General features: G+C 38.3%; 18 protein-coding genes. 12 read left to right on the forward strand and 6 right to left on the reverse strand.

What is annotated here, in order from left to right:
- Positions 1-2 precede the first annotated feature (2 nt).
- Genes CA2015_RS20755 through CA2015_RS20765 form a run of 3 tightly spaced genes read right to left on the reverse strand, consistent with a single transcriptional unit; the run spans position 3 to position 1,484 of the window.
- A complete protein-coding gene (locus CA2015_RS20755) occupies positions 3-458 on the reverse strand; it encodes a preprotein translocase subunit SecB (protein WP_048643631.1) in 456 nt (151 codons plus the stop codon).
- Complete coding sequence (locus CA2015_RS20760; protein WP_048643632.1) at positions 455-937, reverse strand: helix-turn-helix transcriptional regulator; 483 nt, start codon at positions 935-937, stop codon at positions 455-457. The genes CA2015_RS20755 and CA2015_RS20760 overlap by 4 nt, the downstream gene beginning before the upstream one ends.
- A gap of 4 nt (positions 938-941) precedes the next feature.
- A complete protein-coding gene (locus CA2015_RS20765; protein WP_048643633.1) occupies positions 942-1,484 on the reverse strand; it encodes a hypothetical protein in 543 nt (180 codons plus the stop codon).
- Between the two features lie 711 nt (positions 1,485-2,195).
- Between CA2015_RS20765 and CA2015_RS20775 the strand changes: the two genes are divergently transcribed.
- Genes CA2015_RS20775 through CA2015_RS20790 form a run of 4 tightly spaced genes read left to right on the forward strand, consistent with a single transcriptional unit; the run spans position 2,196 to position 6,364 of the window.
- The gene (locus CA2015_RS20775) at positions 2,196-3,467 is read left to right on the forward strand and encodes a lamin tail domain-containing protein (protein WP_048643635.1); all 1,272 of its coding nucleotides are present in this window, start codon (positions 2,196-2,198) and stop codon (positions 3,465-3,467) included.
- A gap of 12 nt (positions 3,468-3,479) precedes the next feature.
- On the forward strand, positions 3,480-4,151 hold the full coding sequence (locus CA2015_RS20780) for a DUF4956 domain-containing protein (RefSeq protein ID WP_048643636.1): 672 nt from the start codon (positions 3,480-3,482) through the stop codon (positions 4,149-4,151).
- Positions 4,151-5,137: an HlyD family secretion protein gene (locus CA2015_RS20785; RefSeq protein WP_048643637.1), complete on the forward strand. Its 987-nt coding sequence runs from the start codon at positions 4,151-4,153 to the stop codon at positions 5,135-5,137. The genes CA2015_RS20780 and CA2015_RS20785 overlap by 1 nt, the downstream gene beginning before the upstream one ends.
- A 3-nt stretch (positions 5,138-5,140) precedes the next feature.
- Positions 5,141-6,364: a hypothetical protein gene (locus CA2015_RS20790; RefSeq protein WP_157470561.1), complete on the forward strand. Its 1,224-nt coding sequence runs from the start codon at positions 5,141-5,143 to the stop codon at positions 6,362-6,364.
- 600 nt (positions 6,365-6,964) lie between these two features.
- Here the strand turns inward: CA2015_RS20790 and CA2015_RS20795 are convergent.
- The gene (locus CA2015_RS20795) at positions 6,965-7,840 is read right to left on the reverse strand and encodes a PDDEXK family nuclease (protein WP_053086724.1); all 876 of its coding nucleotides are present in this window, start codon (positions 7,838-7,840) and stop codon (positions 6,965-6,967) included.
- Positions 7,841-8,186: 346 nt separating this feature from the next.
- Between CA2015_RS20795 and CA2015_RS20800 the strand changes: the two genes are divergently transcribed.
- Complete coding sequence (locus tag CA2015_RS20800; protein WP_157470562.1) at positions 8,187-9,425, forward strand: alpha/beta hydrolase family protein; 1,239 nt, start codon at positions 8,187-8,189, stop codon at positions 9,423-9,425.
- A gap of 263 nt (positions 9,426-9,688) precedes the next feature.
- Here the strand turns inward: CA2015_RS20800 and CA2015_RS20805 are convergent, their stop codons facing one another.
- Positions 9,689-9,889, reverse strand: a complete 201-nt coding sequence (locus CA2015_RS20805; RefSeq protein WP_048643640.1) for a hypothetical protein — start codon at positions 9,887-9,889, stop codon at positions 9,689-9,691.
- 215 nt (positions 9,890-10,104) lie between these two features.
- A complete protein-coding gene (locus tag CA2015_RS20810) occupies positions 10,105-11,181 on the reverse strand; it encodes a serine hydrolase domain-containing protein (RefSeq protein ID WP_048643641.1) in 1,077 nt (358 codons plus the stop codon).
- A gap of 286 nt (positions 11,182-11,467) precedes the next feature.
- Between CA2015_RS20810 and CA2015_RS20815 the strand changes: the two genes are divergently transcribed.
- The 7 genes from CA2015_RS20815 to CA2015_RS20855 all read left to right on the forward strand — a co-directional run bounded on the left by CA2015_RS20815 (position 11,468) and on the right by CA2015_RS20855 (position 19,565).
- Positions 11,468-12,610, forward strand: coding sequence for a serine hydrolase domain-containing protein (locus CA2015_RS20815; RefSeq protein ID WP_240477865.1), 1,143 nt, complete (start codon positions 11,468-11,470; stop codon positions 12,608-12,610).
- Positions 12,611-12,658: 48 nt separating this feature from the next.
- The gene (locus CA2015_RS20820) at positions 12,659-13,369 is read left to right on the forward strand and encodes a CPBP family intramembrane glutamic endopeptidase (protein ID WP_048643642.1); all 711 of its coding nucleotides are present in this window, start codon (positions 12,659-12,661) and stop codon (positions 13,367-13,369) included.
- 171 nt (positions 13,370-13,540) lie between these two features.
- Positions 13,541-14,191 carry a hypothetical protein gene (locus tag CA2015_RS20825; protein WP_048643643.1) on the forward strand — a complete coding sequence of 217 codons (651 nt, stop codon included), beginning with the start codon at positions 13,541-13,543 and terminating at the stop codon, positions 14,189-14,191.
- Positions 14,192-14,281: 90 nt separating this feature from the next.
- A complete protein-coding gene (locus CA2015_RS20830) occupies positions 14,282-14,500 on the forward strand; it encodes a hypothetical protein (RefSeq protein ID WP_048643644.1) in 219 nt (72 codons plus the stop codon).
- Between the two features lie 799 nt (positions 14,501-15,299).
- On the forward strand, positions 15,300-15,572 hold the full coding sequence (locus CA2015_RS20835) for a hypothetical protein (protein ID WP_048643645.1): 273 nt from the start codon (positions 15,300-15,302) through the stop codon (positions 15,570-15,572).
- A 307-nt stretch (positions 15,573-15,879) separates the two neighbouring features.
- Positions 15,880-17,205, forward strand: coding sequence for a fibronectin type III domain-containing protein (locus tag CA2015_RS20845; protein ID WP_048643647.1), 1,326 nt, complete (start codon positions 15,880-15,882; stop codon positions 17,203-17,205).
- A gap of 932 nt (positions 17,206-18,137) precedes the next feature.
- Positions 18,138-19,565: a sensor histidine kinase gene (locus tag CA2015_RS20855; RefSeq protein WP_048643649.1), complete on the forward strand. Its 1,428-nt coding sequence runs from the start codon at positions 18,138-18,140 to the stop codon at positions 19,563-19,565.
- The last annotated feature ends 21 nt before the right edge of the window (positions 19,566-19,586 follow it).

Below are 19,586 nucleotides of genomic sequence, written 5' to 3' on the forward strand. Positions count from 1 at the left end.
ACTTAATTGGCTTCCTGCTCTTCAATTTTGTCCTGAAGTAGTTTCGATATATCTATTGGAGGCAATAAATACCCACCCAGCGGCCCTAAGTTAGTAATTTGATACATTATATTTCGAAGATTATTAATCATCATGTTCAAGGGAGAAAACTTCAATAAATTAGTCTTCAATCCTTCATCCATTTTCTCGGATTCGTTAATGCTAAAAGTTCCACCACCTTCTACTAAAATTTTATAGCCCCGGAGTTTATACTCCTCGTCTGCATTTACTTTAATTCTGGTAATCAACTGGATTTCTTTATTATCCTCTGTAGAATTTATATCAAAATCTATTTCAACAGGATATGAAAAAAACAATTTTTTGTGGTCAATATCACTAGATTCAGGTGCAAGAAATTCAAAGTGTGACTCCAAAAGCTTGAAGTCCAGTAATTGTAATGGTGAAAATTTTGCTTTCATCCTGCCATTGGGAAATCTTTCTCTAAGGGTACATCTATAGCCATCACCACTTGAGGATTGGTACTTTTATTTTTTAATTTTAAATATTGTTGGGTATAGGCCCATTTACGATGATAATCAATAATTTCTTCGTTAAGTCTTTCTTGAATCAATTCCTCTGTCATCACTTCCTCATTATCCAATAATATCACTTGTAATTGGATATTTAAAACTTTCTCCAACTGGGAAACAGTAGAAAGTTTAAAATCACTTTGCCCTTTTACTAGTTTGCTTACTTGCTGTCTGGTAACTCCCAATTCTCTTGCCAAATCAGATTGGCTCCACCCTTTTTCCTCCAACGCATCTAACACACGCAATGCAACCCTTGTTGACTTCTTGAGCCAAGCTTTATTTTCTTTTCTAAAAGCAACTTTCTCCTTCCAGTTGGAAGTAGGGCTTTTAGCTGCCTGGGATTTTAATTTTTCTTCTGTCTTGTTCATAACTTTATATATCTAAAAAAACGAACTCTGCTTCTTCTCCAAATTCTTTTAGGTAGTCTCTCACCAAATTCAATTTATATAACTCGGTTTTAGTATGAGACCTATCATTCATTTTTTCGGTCAACTTAATGGCACCACCTGTAATCACATAAGATTTCCCATATCGAATGGCATAAATCCTCAAAAATGAATTCCATAGCATTCCATACCCTTTTAGTTGCTGTAAATCATATAGTTTCCCATCTTCCTTATTGTAAAGGGGTTTGAAAAATTCGTTTAGATTTTTTCCTGATTCATCTTCAGCCAATTCAAATAACTTTTCAAATAGAAGGTCAGCATCCTCAATTGCTTTTTCTACGATTAGGCTAATTTTTGTTTTACCATAAAAGGCTTCATAATCCTTATTAAATTGTTTGAATACTTTTCGTAATTCCTCTGGATCAGACCATTGTTCCTGTAGTATTTCCAGCGCATCAAAGTCGTTGTCTTCATACAATACTGCGTAGAGACAATTCTTTCTATGCTCAAATATACTAACAATTCTCATAGTGTCAACCTTAAGGTTTACAATTTGGTTCAATTTTATCAAATAATTTGATAGCAACTACATGAGTTGTATTGCCAATACTTATTATTGATATTTGAATTTTAATTTTTTATTAGGATGGATTTAATTTTTAAAACACTTAGTGGCGAAATTTGTATTGAATATTTTAATCACCCTTTCACGATAGTCAGGGTACAAAAACCTCTTTAACTCGGCCTTTTATTCATAAGAAAAATTTCAGGTACAATTCCTTTTCTAAATATATCGTTTTGATTGAAAACGAAAAAATCTTTTAAGTAAGAAAACTTAATTTTTAGATGAATACAGTGAAGTAATAAGCTGTAATTTCTAAAATTCAAAGAATGATCTTCTGTAAACACGATAGGTGATTTATTACACAAAAATAAAATTCCTTGGTATTAAGTAAATCCTAACTTCTCATATTTTTAAGGAAATAGGTGAAGAATTTTAGCTTTTTTTCCAATCAGGATCACCTATCAATCATTACCCCCAAGTATCAGAATACCAACACTTATAACCTAAAATGGTTACTCAAAAAGAAACCAGAATGGTTTAAAAATACAGGCTTGAATCTATTAATTGAATTTATTTTGGACCTACAGCGAGGGATTTATAGCGGTATCTCGTCTAATCTTAATATTGAGACAATAGGTTGTTCTCTTAATCACCTGATATTGAAAAAAGCATTTTATGGCACTAATTAGAAAATTTGCACCCTTTAGAAAAAGGAATTTCAATCCTTTTTCATGTCTCTTATTTGGCCTGCTATTTACCGCTGCATGTGAGGAAGAGGAAGAAATAGTCCCCCAAACTGAAGGTATTTTTATCAATGAAATATTTGCTTCCGGTGAAGATTGGATCGAACTGTACAATGCATTAGCAAGCAGTCAGGATATAGGGGGCTATGTCATTTCCGATGAAAGCAATGCTTACAGCCTTCCTGCTGGTACTACCATTCCCGGTTCTGGCTTTCTCGTGCTGCTTTGCAATGATTTAGGATCAGGACTTAATACCAATTTTAAACTGTCGGGAGATGGGGAAGTCATTTCATTGGAGAGCGCAGCTGGTACACTTATCGACAATATTGCCTACCCAAACCTTGACAATGGACAGTCCTACGCAAGATTTCCTGACGGTTCCGATTTTTGGGAAATTACTGGTACTACCTCCCAAGAGGAGTCCAATGGGGACGATAGCGCTCCTGCCATTAATTCCCTATCACGTACTCCTTCCGTTCCGACACTGAATGAGGAGGTAATTGTAACCGCCGAACTGATTTCAACTGCTGGTGTTGCCTCCGTAAGCTTGTTTTACCAATTCAATGATGGTGCCTTTACGGAAGTTGTCATGTCGTCCCAAAGCGGTACTGCTTATACAGGAACTATCCCAAGAATGGGTACTGAAGGAACTGTGGCCTATTATGTGGAAGCAGTGGGTAGCAATGGGCTTTCGACCTTTAAGCCAGCAACTGCACCGGAAAACCTGGAATACTACTTATTAAATACAGATCCTTTACCCCAACTCGTCATCAACGAGTTTATGGCCAGTAATGACACTTGTTGTCCAGATACTGATAGTGGGGAAGAAGAGTTTGACGATTGGATAGAAATTCACAATACTGGAACTACTGCTGTAAACATTGCAGGAATGTATCTTTCAGACAATAAAGAGGACCCATTTGCGGATAAAATTTCCTCTGATGATGCTGATGCCACCACTATTCCCGCTGGTGGATACCTGGTGCTTTGGGCCGATGGATCAACCAATGAAGGTGTGCTGCATCTTAATTTCAGTTTGAGTGCAGATGGGGAAGACATTGGCTTATTCTATATCGATGGACGAACCATAGATACCTATACTTTCGAGGCCCAGGAGAAAGATATATCCTGGGGAAGAACCATAGATGGTGGTACTACTTGGGCAGCAATGGAAAACCCGACACCTGGTCAAACCAATAATTAATCAACTGAAAATATGTTTGAATTATTTCCTGATCAACCGGTTTATGAATACCCACAATTGGTAAACATTACCTACTCTTTTATATGGGCATTTGTCTTGTCTTCCTTGATCGCTATCACCCATAAACTCACATTTACGGGTGATGTTTATCCTAAAAATTTCTTTCAGTCATTGATTCTAGGAGCCCTCGTAACCTCCTTGGTAATGATGGCGATAGGAGACAGTCTTGCCCGAGGCTTAGGAGTATTTGGGGCGATGGCCATCATTCGCTTTCGTACCCGCATCGATGATCCAAGGGATGTATTGTTCCTGTTCGCTGCTTTAAGTACCGGTTTGGCCATTGGGGTTTATGGCTTCACCATCTCTTTTGTTGGGGCTATTCTTTTTTGCCTGGTGGCTTTACTGCTTCACGCCTCACCCTTCCGAAGTTTCAAGTACCACAATCAATTGCATTTTACCATAGAGGATAGCGATAAGCTCAAAAGCATTACCGGGCTTTTTGAAAACCATTGTCAGGGCTTTCGCATGTTGACCATACAAGTCAATAAAGAAATGGCAACCCGGTATCAATATGCAATAACCTTAAATAATGGTGTATTAAAAGATGATTTCATTAATGACATCAAAGCAATCGAAGGTATATCACAAATTAAGTTGGCTTCTAACGAAAACCTTCCAGACTAATGGCTAAAAATATGAATTGGTTTTATGTTTTGATAGCATCAATGCTGGTTGCGATGTTGTTTATCAGTGGAAGGTATTTTAAAGGGAGTGGGGAGTCCTCGGTAGGAATCGCCCAAACGGCTGAATACAAGGTGAAAATAGAGAAAGCAGCTTTGGTGAAGGCCATACACATTGTGCCTGGGATGGAAGTGAAGGCTGGAGAGCTTTTGGTGGAACTTACCAGTGAGGAACTAGAAATCGACATCACTAAACTCAGGAACCAGATAACCATTCGTAAATCAGAACGAGCGGAAAAAGCAAAGCTTGTCAATGCTGAGATTTCCTATATCAAAGCCCAGGTGGGAATCGATCTTGAGGAGCTTGATGCAAAGATTCTTGAAATGGAAAGTGAGATGAAGATGAATGAAGGAATTACAAAAGAATTTTCCATTGAAGCATCGGCTGATGCCAGTTCTCCCATGGCTGTCAGAATTAGGTCACTGCAACAACAAAAGCAAAAGCATATCGAAGCTTTAAACATTAAAATTGAGGATGTAAAGCAGGAAAGCACCACCGAGTTGCAGTTGCTTGAAAATCAAATTAACCTTTGGGAAAGTGAATTGAAGCTGTTAGAAACCCAAAAGAGCAACTTGAATAAATATGCTACTGCTTCTGGGGTAGTAAAAAATGTTTATGTAAAAGCTGGAGAACAAGTGGAGTCCTTTAGCTCTCTATTGGAAATAAACCCTTTACACCCCACTACGGTGGTTGCCTACCTTATAGGAAAGAAATCCACTCAGTTTAATATTGGGAAAATCGTTAGCGTCTCCTCTTATGACCAGCTTAGAAACTCCGTTCAGGGGGAGATAATTGGCTATGGTTCGGTCAGTAAATTGCCTGAAATCGTGCAAAAGTCTACGGCCAATCAAGCCTTTGGCCAACAAGTGTTTATTGAGATCCCTGCTGAAAACACATTTTCTAATGGAGAAAAAGTTTTGATACGATAAGCCATGCGAATACTTATTATTAGTTGTTTCCTGTTCTTGCCTTTTATGGGCTATGCCCAGTTGACCATGGAAGATTTTCTACAATCGGCCTTACAGTCATCTGCCGTGAAGGTATTTGACACCCAGGATGATTTTTTGGACGAAAACCCTTATAAACTTTCCTTAATTCGGGGCCTGGAGTTTCGCACCGAAAGCAATCAGCTAGACAATGACCGTCAGGATTATACCGTAAGGCTAAACCCTGCCAATCCCTGGGAAGTGAAACGGAACAACGAATATTTTAAAAATTACCAGCAGTTATTACAACTGGATCGACAGCGTGAATTAAAAGAAGTCATGAAGATCCATTATGAAACGATCATCAACTGGGCCTACCTGAACGAATTAAAAAAGTTAAAAAAGGAAGAACAAGAAATTATAAAAACCTCGATTGATATTTTAGCAGCTCAGAAGTTTTCAAGTTATTTTGATGCCAATGATTATGCGGATCTAAAAATCGAGCAGATAGAAAAAATGGTGGAGTTAGAAGAGTTAACCTTTGGAGAAGATGCACAGCGAAGCAATATCGAGGCACTTTACCCTTTGGCTCAAAATCAGACTATTTCATGGACACTAAGTGAGTTAATCCCCATTGAGCAAATTCAGTATTTGGTTAGCAGCCAACCCATCTTTAGTAGAGTAGGCGAATTGGCCTATCGACAGAAGAAAATTGATTTGGCCTTATCGGAATGGAAACTAGACAAATCAAATATCAACATAGGCTATATAAAAGCCCAGTACCAGGGATACCGCATAGAACAGGAAAGAAAGCCATGGAGCATAGGAATTGGGATAGCCATTCCTATTACCAATCCCAATAAAGACAATATGACCAAAAGAAAGCTGGAAATCATAGAGGCAGAAAACGATCTATTGGTAGCAAAAACTGAACAACAAGTTGGGGTGGAAATGGTAAAGAAAAATTTGCAAAACTTATCCATACGCTACAATAACTTACAAAATCGCTTGGACAGTTTAAATATTCCTGCGCTAGCATCCAGTCTTCAAAAAATAGAAGACAGTAATCCCATTACCATGATCAAACTGAGAGGCAGCATGATCAAATCAAAAAGTATGGCTGCCCGCATAAAAAAGGAAATCTACCTGGCCTATATTGATTACCTCTGGTATTCAGAGTTATTGCAACAGCAACCTTTCACAAATTACCTCAGCGCGGGGTTGAATTAGAAGTTTAATTGGGGAAAGATTGTAGGATAATAGGTATTGCGCATGTCTTAGAATTTCATCTAACTCATAAAATAATAGGTATAAATTAACCGCCTAATATGCTTTAAAAGTTTAAGCTACTGGTTATCCTTATCTCTTCTTGTTCATTTTTGTCTTGACACAAAAACGAACCAAAAAAGTCAAGGCTGTATGTAAATCTTAACGCAAAATGAATACTCACTGGCTAAACAAAAAAAAACTCCGCCGAAAAGGCGTCAGACAGTTTTTTTGTTCTTAACGCCATTGAGCAATCCATTTTACTAATTTCCATAAGGCCGGAAAAAAAATATAGTAAATTCAAGTTAGCTGTCTTACGTTACATTTTTCCCAATGTCTTAGAATTCCATCTAATTCTTTATAGTTTAATTTAATTCCCTATGATGATGATAATTGTGAAGCTTTTAAATCCAAAACACCCTAAAGGGGTGAAATATTTATAGCCATGGCCGTCAGGCCATGGTAAAACAATGAGAACAACACGATTTTGGCGGTATTGTTGCCATTTTTTTCTGCAACAATACTGACAAAATCACTTATCGAAATTTTAGACTCCGAGATAACTTATTTTAACTCTATCCTCCATTCTAATTTCTCGGCCTGTTTTATGAATGACTTGATATTTTCAGGATGCCATTGGGTACAGGTTGAAATAGCCTGATCCTGAAGCTGGATCACCTCATCTTCCTTAATATAATGTCTCTTATGCCCCCAACGTTGATATATATCTTCAGCATTACTTGTCAAATCCACTACACCGAAACTTCCCTGAATATAATCAGGGAAATCATGTTTTAATTCTGAATAGGTGATTTTAGGATTCCTTTCTACATGCGCTCTAACCACTGCATTCACAAGTCTGCCTTTATTATATTCTTTTCCTTTGAAAATAAATTTTGAATAATCTTTATTAGAGTAGGAAAAATTGAAATAGGTATCTGAAATAACAAAAACCTCATTTTTTTCACTGCGAAATCGCTTGACCGTCATTCCAGCTATTGGGATTCCATGAAATTGATAACCTTGGGATAAACGCTCCTGTAGCCCGGCACTTATAGAAGATCCCACAAGAAGCCCAACCCATTTTGGTTCTGCATCTTCCTGCCAGTATTCTCCCAAATTCAATATCTGGGCACGAACCGAAAGATATTCTTCAAGTTGACTAAGACTTAACTCATCGATTTCATTCAATTTGATTTCCACAATTCCCAAATACTCTCCACCGTATTTAGCAAGAATATCTATTCGTCCGTCTCCTGTTTTTCTTCCACTTTTTAAAGCTATTTCCGCATCCAAGACTTCTACTTCTGAGAAATTTTGCTCATCCAACTTTAAAATATCCTCATTCTCCAATAGATAAGCCTCCATAGCCAATTCCTTCCAGAAAGGGTAGGGTTTCATAGAAATGCTATTCGCTGTGAATTGTCTAAAAATCGCCATGTTATTTCAATGTTTACTTAATTCAATCAATTCTTCATCGCTGTTCCTTTTCTAAAGATATCGTTTTGAATGAAAACGAAAAAATCTTTCTTTTTATCATTGGTTAATATTTTAAAATTAAACTTTGTAGGAACCGAATAATCCATTTTAATTCTTCCTTAAATCCACAAACCTTCCAGGTTTTGTTGAAAATCAGTCTGATGTTAAAATTCGGCAATTTAAACCTGGAAGGTTTTATCGCTATAAAAACTAATTAATTAAATAAATAGGGTGCGGAATTTAGGTTCTTCATGATTTCAGCAATATTATTCTTATTTTGGAACAAAATATTCCAAAAACCATCGGCATGAAAAAAACTATTTTAATAGGGTTAGCGCTATTTTTTTTACAAGGGCTTGTTATGGCACAAACGGGACTTTCTCTGCCTCCGGCACTGGAGGGAGAAATTCCCTGGGATTTAAAGGTATTATCCCAAGCGCCCGACTTTGAATGGTTGGACCAATCGGATTCTGTTTGGTCCTTGACTTATACTGGTGAGGAATATGAAGGGCAGGTATCGGAAGTATTTGCCTACTACGCCAGCCCGGCTACAATTGGGGTTGGAAGTTCTGAAACTGGGGACTTTCCTGGAATTGTACTGGTACACGGTGGGGGAGGAACGGCTTTTCGAATTTGGGCACTGGAATGGGCTGAAAGAGGCTATGCGGCCATCGCCATGGATCTTGGTGGAGACCAGCCTTTGCCCACAGATCAACAGGACAATCCATGGGGTTCGAAGCGCAGCCGCATGGAAACTGGCGGCCCCAAACAGAACGACGTTTACAAGTTTTATAAGCTAGGTGAAGATTTTACGGAACAATGGCAATACCATTCAGTATCCAATATTATCCGCGCACATTCTCTTATCCGGTCTTTTCCTGATGTAGATTCCAAAAGGACAGCCATTACAGGTATTAGTTGGGGTGGGTACCTGACCAATCTGGTAGCAGGAGTGGACCAGCGCTTTGCTGCGGCAGTGCCTGTATATGGCTGTGGCTTTTTACAAGAAGGCAGTGCCTGGGACAAACAATTTGATTCCTTTGGGGTCGCTGAAACCGAACGTTGGGTAAAACTTTGGGACCCTTCCAGTTATGTGGGAAATGCAGCAGCATCTATGCTATTTGTTAACGGCACCAATGATTTTGCTTATTTCGTTGAAAACTGGCAAAAAACAGCCAATCTGGCCAAGCATACACAGTTTACGCTAATCCATGAAATGAAACACAGCCACCTTCATGGCGCAGCACCCGGTGAGATTTACCGATTTATCAGTACTACATTAGAAAACAAGTCCAAATTTATTAGTTCAATTAAATTAAAGGAAAAAGGGGATAAGGCGAAGTATTCCATTTCCCATGCTTCGGAAGAGGTTTACCTGGCTTACACTGCCGATACCAAACGTAGTCCTGAAAGAAAATGGGATTTGATACCACTTGATAAAGCAAAAGGTAAGGTTACTATTCCATCTGGTGCCAAACTTTGGTATATCTATTGGGTAGATGAGTCGGGAAATCGGAGGAGTAGTGAGGTGAAGGGTTGGCATTAGGTTTTAGTAAACCCCTCATATTAAATAAGGTTTGACCGCCTTGATTTTTTTGACTCGTTTTCTCATGAAGTACTCCCTGAACACCTTAGCTGATCAATTAAGTTTGATTGGATTAATTTAATAACCGTCAACCTGAATATTACAATAAGTTAGATGGAATTGGGCTAACTTAATTGGAAGGTGAAAATTTTGCTATTGTTCGACAAAAGATCTTTTAGTCTCTTCATTTCTTTTTCCCCTGAGTTGCTTTGCTTCAGGGCAGGTTAAATAAAAAGAAACGAAGCAAAGAAAATCAAGCCAGCAGAAATCCCCTCCCAGCAAGGCCGGTCGCCGCCTTGTTGTCTGGCAGGCCACCGCACTACTCCCGATAGTGATGCTTTAATGACTATGGTATTGGAAAGTTTAGGACCTTTTAACTTGGCATCAAAGCCTATGAGGAAAATTATCCATATTCTTCTTACCATGCATATTGCAAAATGGAGAAGAATACGAAATTGGATAAAGCCGAAGTTCTAGAGTGGTTTGGAGGAAACAAGGGCTTTTTTGATTTTCATCGGGTTAACTTAAAAAACCATAAAGAGATAAACGAGAATTTATTTTTGGAGTAAAATTAAAGAGGTTACCCTAAGTACCTCTTTAATTTTGGTATGGTTTAGTAAATCCTATTACATCCTCCGGATTAAAATTCATTTTTGATAATGGCCTCCATGATTTGGTAGCGTTCTTCGCTTTTATCTTGTTCATTGCTAAGCAGGATAATCAATCCCTCAGACTCCGGTATCAATACCAACAGACTGGTAAACCCGGCGATGTCTCCTCCATGGTGATAAATGACCTGATCATTGATTTTTAGGGTAAAAAATCCAGCCCCGGGGACATTGATATCGTTTTGCTCCAGTGGCGGAGCAAATATTAATTCCTTTTCACCTTCGGTAAAAAAATCGGAAAGCAATGCTTTTCCCCATTTTTCAAGGTCCTCAATATTGCTTTCTATCTCTCCTGCACTGTAGGCAATCTGCATTTGATATGGACCTACTTCCTGCCCATTGTCATAGCCTTTGGCCCTTTCTTCTCCACTTATGGTATCAGGACCTTTGCCCGTATGGTTTAAATTAAGTGGCATATAAATATTTTGGTTCAAATACTCCTGGTAAGACAGGTCTGTAAGTTCTTCTATAAGTAGACCCAGAATCAAATAGTTGGAGTTGGAGTAAGCGAAGAATTCACCTGGGGTAAAGTCCAAGCCATCCTCTTCAATGGATTCAATGATGATCTCAAAAATTTCCTCGGGGTCAAAGTGGTAATTGTTTTCTTCAGCATAGTCCCCAACCGGCCCCACATAATCAGGAATACCGGACTGATGATTCATCAGATGTTTGATTGTTATTTGGTCTCCATAAGGGAAATCCGCTGCAAAATCACTTAAAGGTTGATCCAAACTATTGATATAGCCATCCCTTTTGAGCTTTACCACCGCTGCGGCGGTAAAGGATTTGGTAATAGAGCCTATGCGGTAGATAAGCTCTGGATCATTTGGGATATTATAGGATTGATCAGCCATGCCAAATCCCCTTTTCAATAAATATTCATCTCCTTTGCTGATCAATACACTTCCCGTAAATCCTAATTCTTCCAAATAGGCTTCCGAAGAATCATATTCAGAATTAGCATCGGTAGGAGTGTTACCATCCTCCTCAATACACGAAGCTAAACTTATCAAGAAGGCCATTGCCAGCATAACTTTTAATTTTCCCATTAGCATTGTCATTTCGTTTTGTTTTCAAAATTTTAAGATGATTCAAAATTAGCCGGAAGGGGTGTTGCGATCGTCTCAAAATGTATAATGGGACCGGCTTATGAAATTCAGGACTACTTCATGGCTTTTATGAAGACAAAAAGTTTGTGAGTGTCCTCAACAAGGATTATAGGGGTAGAATTAAATAAATATTGCTGAAGAAGTGCGGGATTTCACCGGAAGAGACATTCAGAACGATATTCCCTCAAGTGGAGAAGACCTTTGTAGCGTACAAAATCAAAAGAAAATGAAAAAGTTAGCTACAATACTTATTTACTTGACAAGTGCCATTGCCTTGCTGGCACAAGAAAATCAGGACAAGGTAATTCAAAGGATTGATCGATTATTGGAGAAAGAACTGAAGAAGGAAAATGTACACAATGTATTCCTGTCCCTTTATTCTCCTACAGATGATTTTGAATGGCATATGGCCAAAGGAACATTTAAGGATGGGAGGGAAGTGAGCATTCAAAACCCTTTTTATACGGCCAGCATTGGCAAAACCTTTACAGCTACTGCCATCGGGATACTGGTAGATCAGGGGAAGATTAGCTTTGAAGATCCAATCGCGAAATATTTGACAACTGAGTTAATGGAAGGTTTGCATATTATGGACGGAGTAGATTATGGGAATTCAATCAAGGTTTCGCATTTGCTGCAACATACCTCCGGAATTCCCGATTATCTTGAGGAACCCATAGACGGTTCACCGAGCATGCTTGATTTGATTTTAACTGAGCCCAACCGCTTTTGGGAACCGGAAGCACTGATTTCCTTTTCAAAGGACCATTTTAAACCTACTTTTGCTCCGGGAACTGACTATTATTACACTGATACAGAATACGTTTTACTGGGTTTGATTATTGAGAAAATAGGAGCAATGAAGCTTCACGAGTTTTTCCTTAAGCATATTTTTACACCCCTGCAGATGGATCATACCTACCTCAATTTAAGGTCTAAACCCATTCAACCTACCGCTCAGATGGCTGAAATGTATGCCGGAACACACGAAATTAGCACTATTAAAAGTTTAAGTGCAGATTGGGCCGGCGGTGCCATTGTTTCTACAGGCAAAGATTTGATCCGTTTTCAAAAAGCCCTAAGAGAAGGAGATTTGCTCTCTGCCGAAACTTTTAAAGAGATGCAAAAGTGGGTCAAAGAAACCAAAGGCATGTCCTATGGCTATGGTTTACGGAAAATTTCCTTTAAACAACTCTTTCCCATCTTTCCCAATTGGGAGGTCATCGGGCACTCAGGAATGAATGGTACCTCGATGTATTATTGTCCGGATCTGAATATGTATTTGGTGGGTACCCTCAATCAATTGGAAGCTTCAAAAGAGGCGGTAATGTTGATGGTAAAGGTTTTAATGGAATGTAAAAAACGCTAATGCACCAGTCAACGCATGCTTATTCGTGGAAATTAACACCTAAAATCTATGAAACACGCGAAAAACTATTGGTTATTGCTTCAAACCATCTTGGCCACTTTGGCCTTACCAACCATTGCCTTTCATCTCCGAGGGATTGAATTATCGCAAAAATTTTCCCCGATTATCAACCAGCAGCTAAGCTATCAATTGGTGACACTCTTGCTCGCTGTGGTGATGCTGATGGTCTTTAGCTACTCAAGGAAAAAGGTATTCAAAACTTATTTCCAAAAGGGAGATTCTAATAAAAGATTCCAACCAGCTCCATATTTCGGAATCAAGCCAAAGCCGGATGAAACCTGGCAAAAAGCCGGAATTGAATGGGCTGTGGTCATTTCCTTGGTAACTGTAATTGTGATCTATTTCCAGCTTTTCGGTGAGGAGTCAACCCCTTCATTAGCAAAATTAGTAGAAGTACTTCCTTTGTCCATATTGGTAGCATTGGTGAATTCATTTGTGGAAGAAAGTATCTGTAGAGTAGGGGTAATTGTCGCCTTAAAAGGAGTCTATGAGGATGGAAAAATCGCCATTGTCTCTGGATTGCTGTTTGGTTCGGTGCACTATTTTGGAACCCCTGGAGGTTTTACAGGAGCCATTGTCTCAGGGTTTCTTGGTTGGTTTCTGGCCAAATCCATGCTTGAGACCAAAGGCATCTTTTGGGCCTGGCTAATCCATTTTTTGCAGGATATCATCATTATTACTGCTTTGTTCTCCATATGATAAAGTCAAATCCGAAGCATAGTTTTAAAAGTACGGAAATTCACCAAAGCGTCCAGAATTTCATATCAGGACGATTGACCTTGTTTTCTTTGCCAATTTTGAACTGTCAATAGGCACAAATGTCCACTGATAATCACAAAAAAATTATTCAAAAAATTAACCATCTTAATTATGAAAAAGTTACTTATTCTCGTATTCAGCTTTCAAATTTTTACCGGATTTGCTCAGACTAACAATGAAAAAGCAATTGAATCTGCTGTAAAGTATAAATATCGGGTAAGTCTTCCCGGAATTATTTTGCCTCAGTTGGTGCAAGATTCCTGGACCGATCAAACCCATACGCAGCATATAGAACTTCATGTAAAACGCAACCTAGACAACAAAAATATCATTGGCCTTAAACTAGCAAGCTGGAGATTGTTTCAACCCATGGGCATATTGTGGTGGGACGGGCTTTTGGACAAGGTGGATTCTGGAAGCGAATTTTATCCCGGACATGTGCGGGAAACCGGCATAGGGTTTAGTTATCAGCGCATGTTATGGAAAGGACTGTTTGCCACGGTAGAAGTGTTGCCTCAGTTTAAAACTTATCTGGATGAGAACAATAATAAAATTGACAATGGCTTTAAGCTGTACAATTCCTTTCACCTTGGCTACCATATTGGTTTTGGTAAAAGCAAACGCTTCTTTATAGAACCTCAGGTTCATTCCCAGTTTTGGGTATTTGACACCAATACGCCCGAAGAATTTAAAGTACTGGATGACAAATGGAGAAATTATTTCCTCTTTGAACCCAATATCTACATAGGCATGAAATTTTAGTATTGCAGGCCAATAAATACTTGTAAAACCCTGAATTACTATTATTTACAAAGAAATTACAATCAATCCATTCATTATAAATTTAATACAATGACAACTGATAGAAATATACAAATCGGAACAACAATAGGTGTAGCCATAGGAATTGCTATAGGTATCGCCATAGGATTAAGCATAGGCATTACCATGCTGGGGATTCTTAAAGTAGACATGAATAGCCAGCTTACATTTTGGATCAGCACAGGAATGGCTGTAGGCGGTGGAATAAGTTTGGTACGGTATGTCTTGAAAATGTCAGGGAAAACCTAAGAATAGCTAGCAGGGTTTTTATTGATTTTTCACTTATTATCCAATGCTTAAGCAAAGTGCTTAGTGAGTGAGAGTTGCACTAGTTAATTTCTAATCGCTGAGTATCTCTAATTTTAGATTAAACCGTACTATTTCCAAATAACTGGAAATAGAGCATTGGTAGGCTGCTGGTAATTCTCCAGATTCAGACTGCAACTTTACGAAAGTCATTAGGAAAACTGGTGAGAAAATTATTAATAGCTACGCAAGGGTTGCCTGCCTGACCTGACTATGGGAAACCTTTGCGCAGCTATTTACTAGAGGCACTAATTAAAGAAGTTGCAGGATTGGGCACAAATGAGAACCATTGTTTATACGAACCGTAAATTGCTTTAACATAACATCTATCGTTATGGCACTGAAGGTGACAAAACTGATTTTATGTTAATCCTGAGACTTCAGGAGCACAAATCATTAACGATTGTATAAGCGAACCGTGATTTGCTTTAACATAACATCTATCGTTATAGAACTCCATTCTATAACTGAAGTTATGTTAATCATCCGCTGCGCGTCTGACCGCAAATCACTCTGTATGTTATATAATTTATATTATGTTAAATAGGTTTAAATCTATGGCTAAGTTTGGTCAAAACATGTTCTTCACTCCTCTATCATACAATATGAATTGCTAAGGTTTTTCTGTTAGATAATATGCTACTAAATTCTTATTTTTAATAAAATATCACATTGTAAGTTACTGTACCATTAATAGTTAAATATTATTTCTAGGTAATTTATAGCACTAAATAATTGGAGCATGATGACAAAGTACTTGAAGAATGTGTGGATGTATCATCTAGTAGCTGATTTACCAATGATGGCTTTTATTTACCCCTGGGTTGTCCATCATAACACCATCGTTTTTATTGTATTTGGAGGTCTAATTTATCCCTTCATCTATCGTCCGATTATTGACTATTACAGATTATTAGCATTGGGAGAAATCCAAGCCACCGACTTCCGGAAAATGTGGAAATGGGGCACTTTATACCGGTTCAAATATTACAATAAACTGATGTTTGGGATTTAACATTACACATAGCCCCATCCTTGTAATTCCTGAAGAAATTTATTTTACTATTTCCTAATGGCTTCGAATCCAAGTTAAAGGCTTTTACCATCCATATAAGACCCTAAAATCATTGTTTTTACGCTCCCAATAGACCTTTTTGTAGCATTTCTGGTATATTTACCAAATAACTGATTTGGATCTTTTATCCATGATAAATTGGTATTCCCACTGCCACACTTATCCCTTCCCAGAAGGGTTTGCAGTGACGGTTCGGTCAGTTTTTTAAATATGATTTTATAGGAACCCAGATTAAAACAAAAATGGTATGACAGCCAGCTATTCACCCAAAATTTACCTACGCCTATTTTTAACACAGGTATTAGTCCTCTGTTTATTTTCAGCAGCTCTTGCCCAAACAGAACCTGCCGGTATTCTCCTTACCTGGCAGCAGGATCCTACTACAACAATGACGATTGACTGGCATACCTTGCCATCAGATAAAGCTAATCATAAATTAAATTTCAGAAAAAAAGGTGAACCAATATGGCTGGAGGTTTATGCCACAGAACATGAATTTCCTTATTCTGAACGAACCATATACAGAGTAGAAATCACAGGATTGAAACCAGATTCAAACTATGAATTTAATGTAGGGGAATTTACCCGTACTTACTCTTTTCGTACCATGCCTAAGAAGAATGATAAACCTATCCGTTTTGCCGCTGGTGGAGACACTTCACATGGAGAAATGTTTGGGAAAATGAACCGTGCTGTCATGCGGTATGACCTTGATTTTATTGTTTGGGGTGGTGACCTGGCCTATGCCAATGGTTTAAAAGAGAATGTAGGCCTTTGGCACCAATGGTTTGATGGAATCAAAAGAGACCTGATCACGCCTGAAGGCCGAGTGATTCCACTGGTACTTGGCATTGGCAATCATGATGTAATCAACCACCACTACCCTGCTTCCGAAACCAATATCAACAAAGGTATTGGCATGCCGGCTTTTATTTCAAAGGTAAAGAAAGGTGAAATGGAAGAGCCAACGGACGAAATGCGATTGGCAAAAGCCCCCTTCTTTTACCCTCTATTTGCCTTTCCGGGACAACCTGGATATGGCGTTCTGGATTTTGGGGATTACCTAAGCCTGCTTATATTGGACAGTTCCCATAGCAACCTCATCAGTGGTACCCAAACGGATTGGTTAAAAAAGCAATTGGCAGACCGAATCAATATTCCACATGTAATCCCTGTTTACCACAAACCGGGCTACCCTTCCGGTAGAGTTGAGCCAGGAGGAAAGCGCATTCAATTCTGGTCTGAAGAAGTTTTGGACAATTGGATCCCTCTTTTTGAAAAATATGGGGTTCGAGTGGCTTTTGAAAACGATGACCATACCTATAAACGAAGTCATCCTTTGAAAAACAATGCCATTCACCCCAATGGAGTTGTTTACCTGGGTGATGGTTCCTGGGGCGTAGAAAAAAAGAAACCCAAAACTCCCGAAGAAGTATGGTATTTGTCCAGGTCTGCGGAGGAAAACTCGGCCATTATCGCTACCCTACATGGACCTCACCAGCATTTCCTGATGATCAATGAAAACGGAAAAATCATTGATGAATATCCCGAGACTATAAAAATTTCGCCATAATCTACTGCTTGAACTCTACGGAAATAAATCAGTTTTTCATAAACTACTCGCTTTTAAGGATTAGATAATAGTTACCTTATGGTTAGGAATGTAAGTATTTTACCGTCCACAGTTTATTACTCTTAGTTATTAAGAATCGTTACCATAGTTCTTAAGTATTGGATTTTAAAAAGCGGGCAGGCTGACAAAAAACCGAGGGGGCGTAGGGATTGTGGGGAGAAGGATTTTTTTGTCTTGAATTTTTTGTTTCTTTTTGTTTCAAGACAAAAAGAAAGAGAATGCAGCATTTAACAATTTAATTTTGGTATTATTTGCTCATGTAAACCAGATGGAAGTAGGTTTACCTAGGGTGAGTGTAACCCGCCGAATATTGTTAATCAGTCCTTTCAACCCTGCTTTAATACAAAAGAAAAACATTGAAAATAAAGAGATTACCTGAGTTTGATCATTTTAGACAGCTCACACAGTTTGCCTTAACTCCCCTTTGACTGGAATTTCATCCGGATCTCCTGCAGTGCCGAAAGAGTAGATATTGCTGAGCCCGTTACCCTATGGCTTCGACAGGCTCAGCCACCGGTATAAAAGCCAATAGCCCCCGAAAGAAAAGCACAGAGCGTTATGGAACATTTCCATCCCTCCATTCCCCCATTTCGTCACATTAATTTGATTGAAAGCCTCCTCAGCGATATTCTTGTGTAAATATTTATCAGTCCGATAACAGCCAAGCAGCTAAGGGAAATTCCGGATGCTATCAACATTGAATGACCATGACCAAAGCTAACAGAAGAACTTATATTGTCCTTACCCTGGCAGGTTTGCTATACAATATCTACTTGGAATGTCATTCATTTTATATAATTAACCCCAATCCTCCAACACAAACCGAGTGGAAGGTATTTGGTTTAAACTTTAATTTTTAACTTGAACACTTTATGAAAACCAAATCATTAGCATTTCGACAAATAGAATGGTGGATCGTTACCCTGGTCTTCCTGATCATCGTTTTGGTCAATATTCTCAGCGCAGGTAATCGAGGCCATTATTCTTTTAACGATGGTTTAATTGGCTATTTTACCAAAATTATAATCCCGCTTATTCTATTTTTGGTTTTTTACCTCTTCCATATGGTACTTATACCAAACTACCTAAAGAATAAAAAGAAGGCCCCCTTAATTTTATTAAGCTTATTTATTGCCATTTTCTCATACATCATCATTACTTTATTTTCTGATGGAGCAAATATTACCGAAGCTCCCTTTACTGCATATTATTTTAAAATCACGGCCATCTATATTGGTTACATGATATGGGTAGTCTTTTTGAGACAAGTATTGATCTCCAACAATCAAGTCTCTTACCAAACCTACAATATTGTTCGGTTGCTAAGCTTGTTCTTTTTTCTGATTTTATTTTTAGTACAAATTGATCAAATTGTTTACAATAGAATTAATTTTTTAATAGCAGGAATATTAGCATTTGGACTTCCTTCGGTTTCTCTGGTTTTGGTTTATAACTATTTCCTTATTTACAGTAAAAGAGTTTCAGGAAAACGTAAAGCGGCCAATTGGTACAATGCCCTCCTGGTATTGTTAATATTGCTGATTTTTTTAATTATTGGAATAGCTAGTAATGAAGGAGCCATAGCTTTGGTGGGATTAGGAATTGGTCTGTTGATTCAGTTGGTGATAATCCCCTTTTCCAATTTGGCATTCGAGAAATATTTTGGCATGGTGGGCCAAATTAAAAACCTAAGTCATAAGGTAGATGTAGGCTCGGCCAATTTAAGCTTTCTTAAATCGCAAATCAATCCCCACTTCCTGTTCAATGCCCTGAATACACTCTATGGTACTGCTTTGATTGAAAAAGCGGAACGAACTTCGGACGGCATCCAAAAACTCGGTGACATGATGCGCTTTATGATCCATGAAAACCAGCAGGATAAAATTCCTCTTAAAAGAGAAATTGAGTATGTCAATAACTACCTGGACCTTCAAATGCTACGTTTTGAAAATGAGGAGAACCTTTCTGTGGATTTTAAGCTTCCTACTACTGAATGTGATGGAAATATAGCACCCATGTTGCTGATACCTTTTGTGGAAAATGCCTTTAAGCATGGAATTAGCACCAAAAACAAGTCCTGGATAAGGATCAACTTACGCTGCATGAAAGGAACAGTGCACCTTGATCTGGTCAATAGCATTCACCCCAAAAAGCTGACGGATGACCCTAAAGACGAATCCGGAATTGGACTGGATAATGTACGCAATAGACTGGAACACTACTATCCTGGAAAGTACAGTTTATCTACTATTTCGAATGAAAGCGAATATTTCGTACATTTCTCCTTGCAATTAGATTAATTGAACCTGAAGACCTTCTTA

This window comes from Cyclobacterium amurskyense (genome assembly GCF_001050135.1).
Lineage (GTDB): Bacteria > Bacteroidota > Bacteroidia > Cytophagales > Cyclobacteriaceae > Cyclobacterium > Cyclobacterium amurskyense.

Excerpts from the sequence above, each read along its gene's own strand:
- CA2015_RS20755 (WP_048643631.1), bottom strand. The coding sequence starts at position 458 with ATGAAAGCAAAATTTTCACCATTACAATTACTGGACTTCAAGCTTTTG.
- CA2015_RS20760 (WP_048643632.1), bottom strand. The coding sequence starts at position 937 with ATGAACAAGACAGAAGAAAAATTAAAATCCCAGGCAGCTAAAAGCCCT.
- CA2015_RS20765 (WP_048643633.1), bottom strand. The coding sequence starts at position 1,484 with ATGAGAATTGTTAGTATATTTGAGCATAGAAAGAATTGTCTCTACGCA.
- CA2015_RS20775 (WP_048643635.1), top strand. The coding sequence starts at position 2,196 with ATGGCACTAATTAGAAAATTTGCACCCTTTAGAAAAAGGAATTTCAAT.
- CA2015_RS20780 (WP_048643636.1), top strand. The coding sequence starts at position 3,480 with ATGTTTGAATTATTTCCTGATCAACCGGTTTATGAATACCCACAATTG.
- CA2015_RS20785 (WP_048643637.1), top strand. The coding sequence starts at position 4,151 with ATGGCTAAAAATATGAATTGGTTTTATGTTTTGATAGCATCAATGCTG.
- CA2015_RS20790 (WP_157470561.1), top strand. The coding sequence starts at position 5,141 with ATGCGAATACTTATTATTAGTTGTTTCCTGTTCTTGCCTTTTATGGGC.
- CA2015_RS20795 (WP_053086724.1), bottom strand. The coding sequence starts at position 7,840 with ATGGCGATTTTTAGACAATTCACAGCGAATAGCATTTCTATGAAACCC.
- CA2015_RS20800 (WP_157470562.1), top strand. The coding sequence starts at position 8,187 with ATGAAAAAAACTATTTTAATAGGGTTAGCGCTATTTTTTTTACAAGGG.
- CA2015_RS20805 (WP_048643640.1), bottom strand. The coding sequence starts at position 9,889 with ATGGTAAGAAGAATATGGATAATTTTCCTCATAGGCTTTGATGCCAAG.
- CA2015_RS20810 (WP_048643641.1), bottom strand. The coding sequence starts at position 11,181 with ATGGGAAAATTAAAAGTTATGCTGGCAATGGCCTTCTTGATAAGTTTA.
- CA2015_RS20815 (WP_240477865.1), top strand. The coding sequence starts at position 11,468 with ATGAAAAAGTTAGCTACAATACTTATTTACTTGACAAGTGCCATTGCC.
- CA2015_RS20820 (WP_048643642.1), top strand. The coding sequence starts at position 12,659 with ATGAAACACGCGAAAAACTATTGGTTATTGCTTCAAACCATCTTGGCC.
- CA2015_RS20825 (WP_048643643.1), top strand. The coding sequence starts at position 13,541 with ATGAAAAAGTTACTTATTCTCGTATTCAGCTTTCAAATTTTTACCGGA.
- CA2015_RS20830 (WP_048643644.1), top strand. The coding sequence starts at position 14,282 with ATGACAACTGATAGAAATATACAAATCGGAACAACAATAGGTGTAGCC.
- CA2015_RS20835 (WP_048643645.1), top strand. The coding sequence starts at position 15,300 with ATGATGACAAAGTACTTGAAGAATGTGTGGATGTATCATCTAGTAGCT.
- CA2015_RS20845 (WP_048643647.1), top strand. The coding sequence starts at position 15,880 with ATGACAGCCAGCTATTCACCCAAAATTTACCTACGCCTATTTTTAACA.
- CA2015_RS20855 (WP_048643649.1), top strand. The coding sequence starts at position 18,138 with ATGAAAACCAAATCATTAGCATTTCGACAAATAGAATGGTGGATCGTT.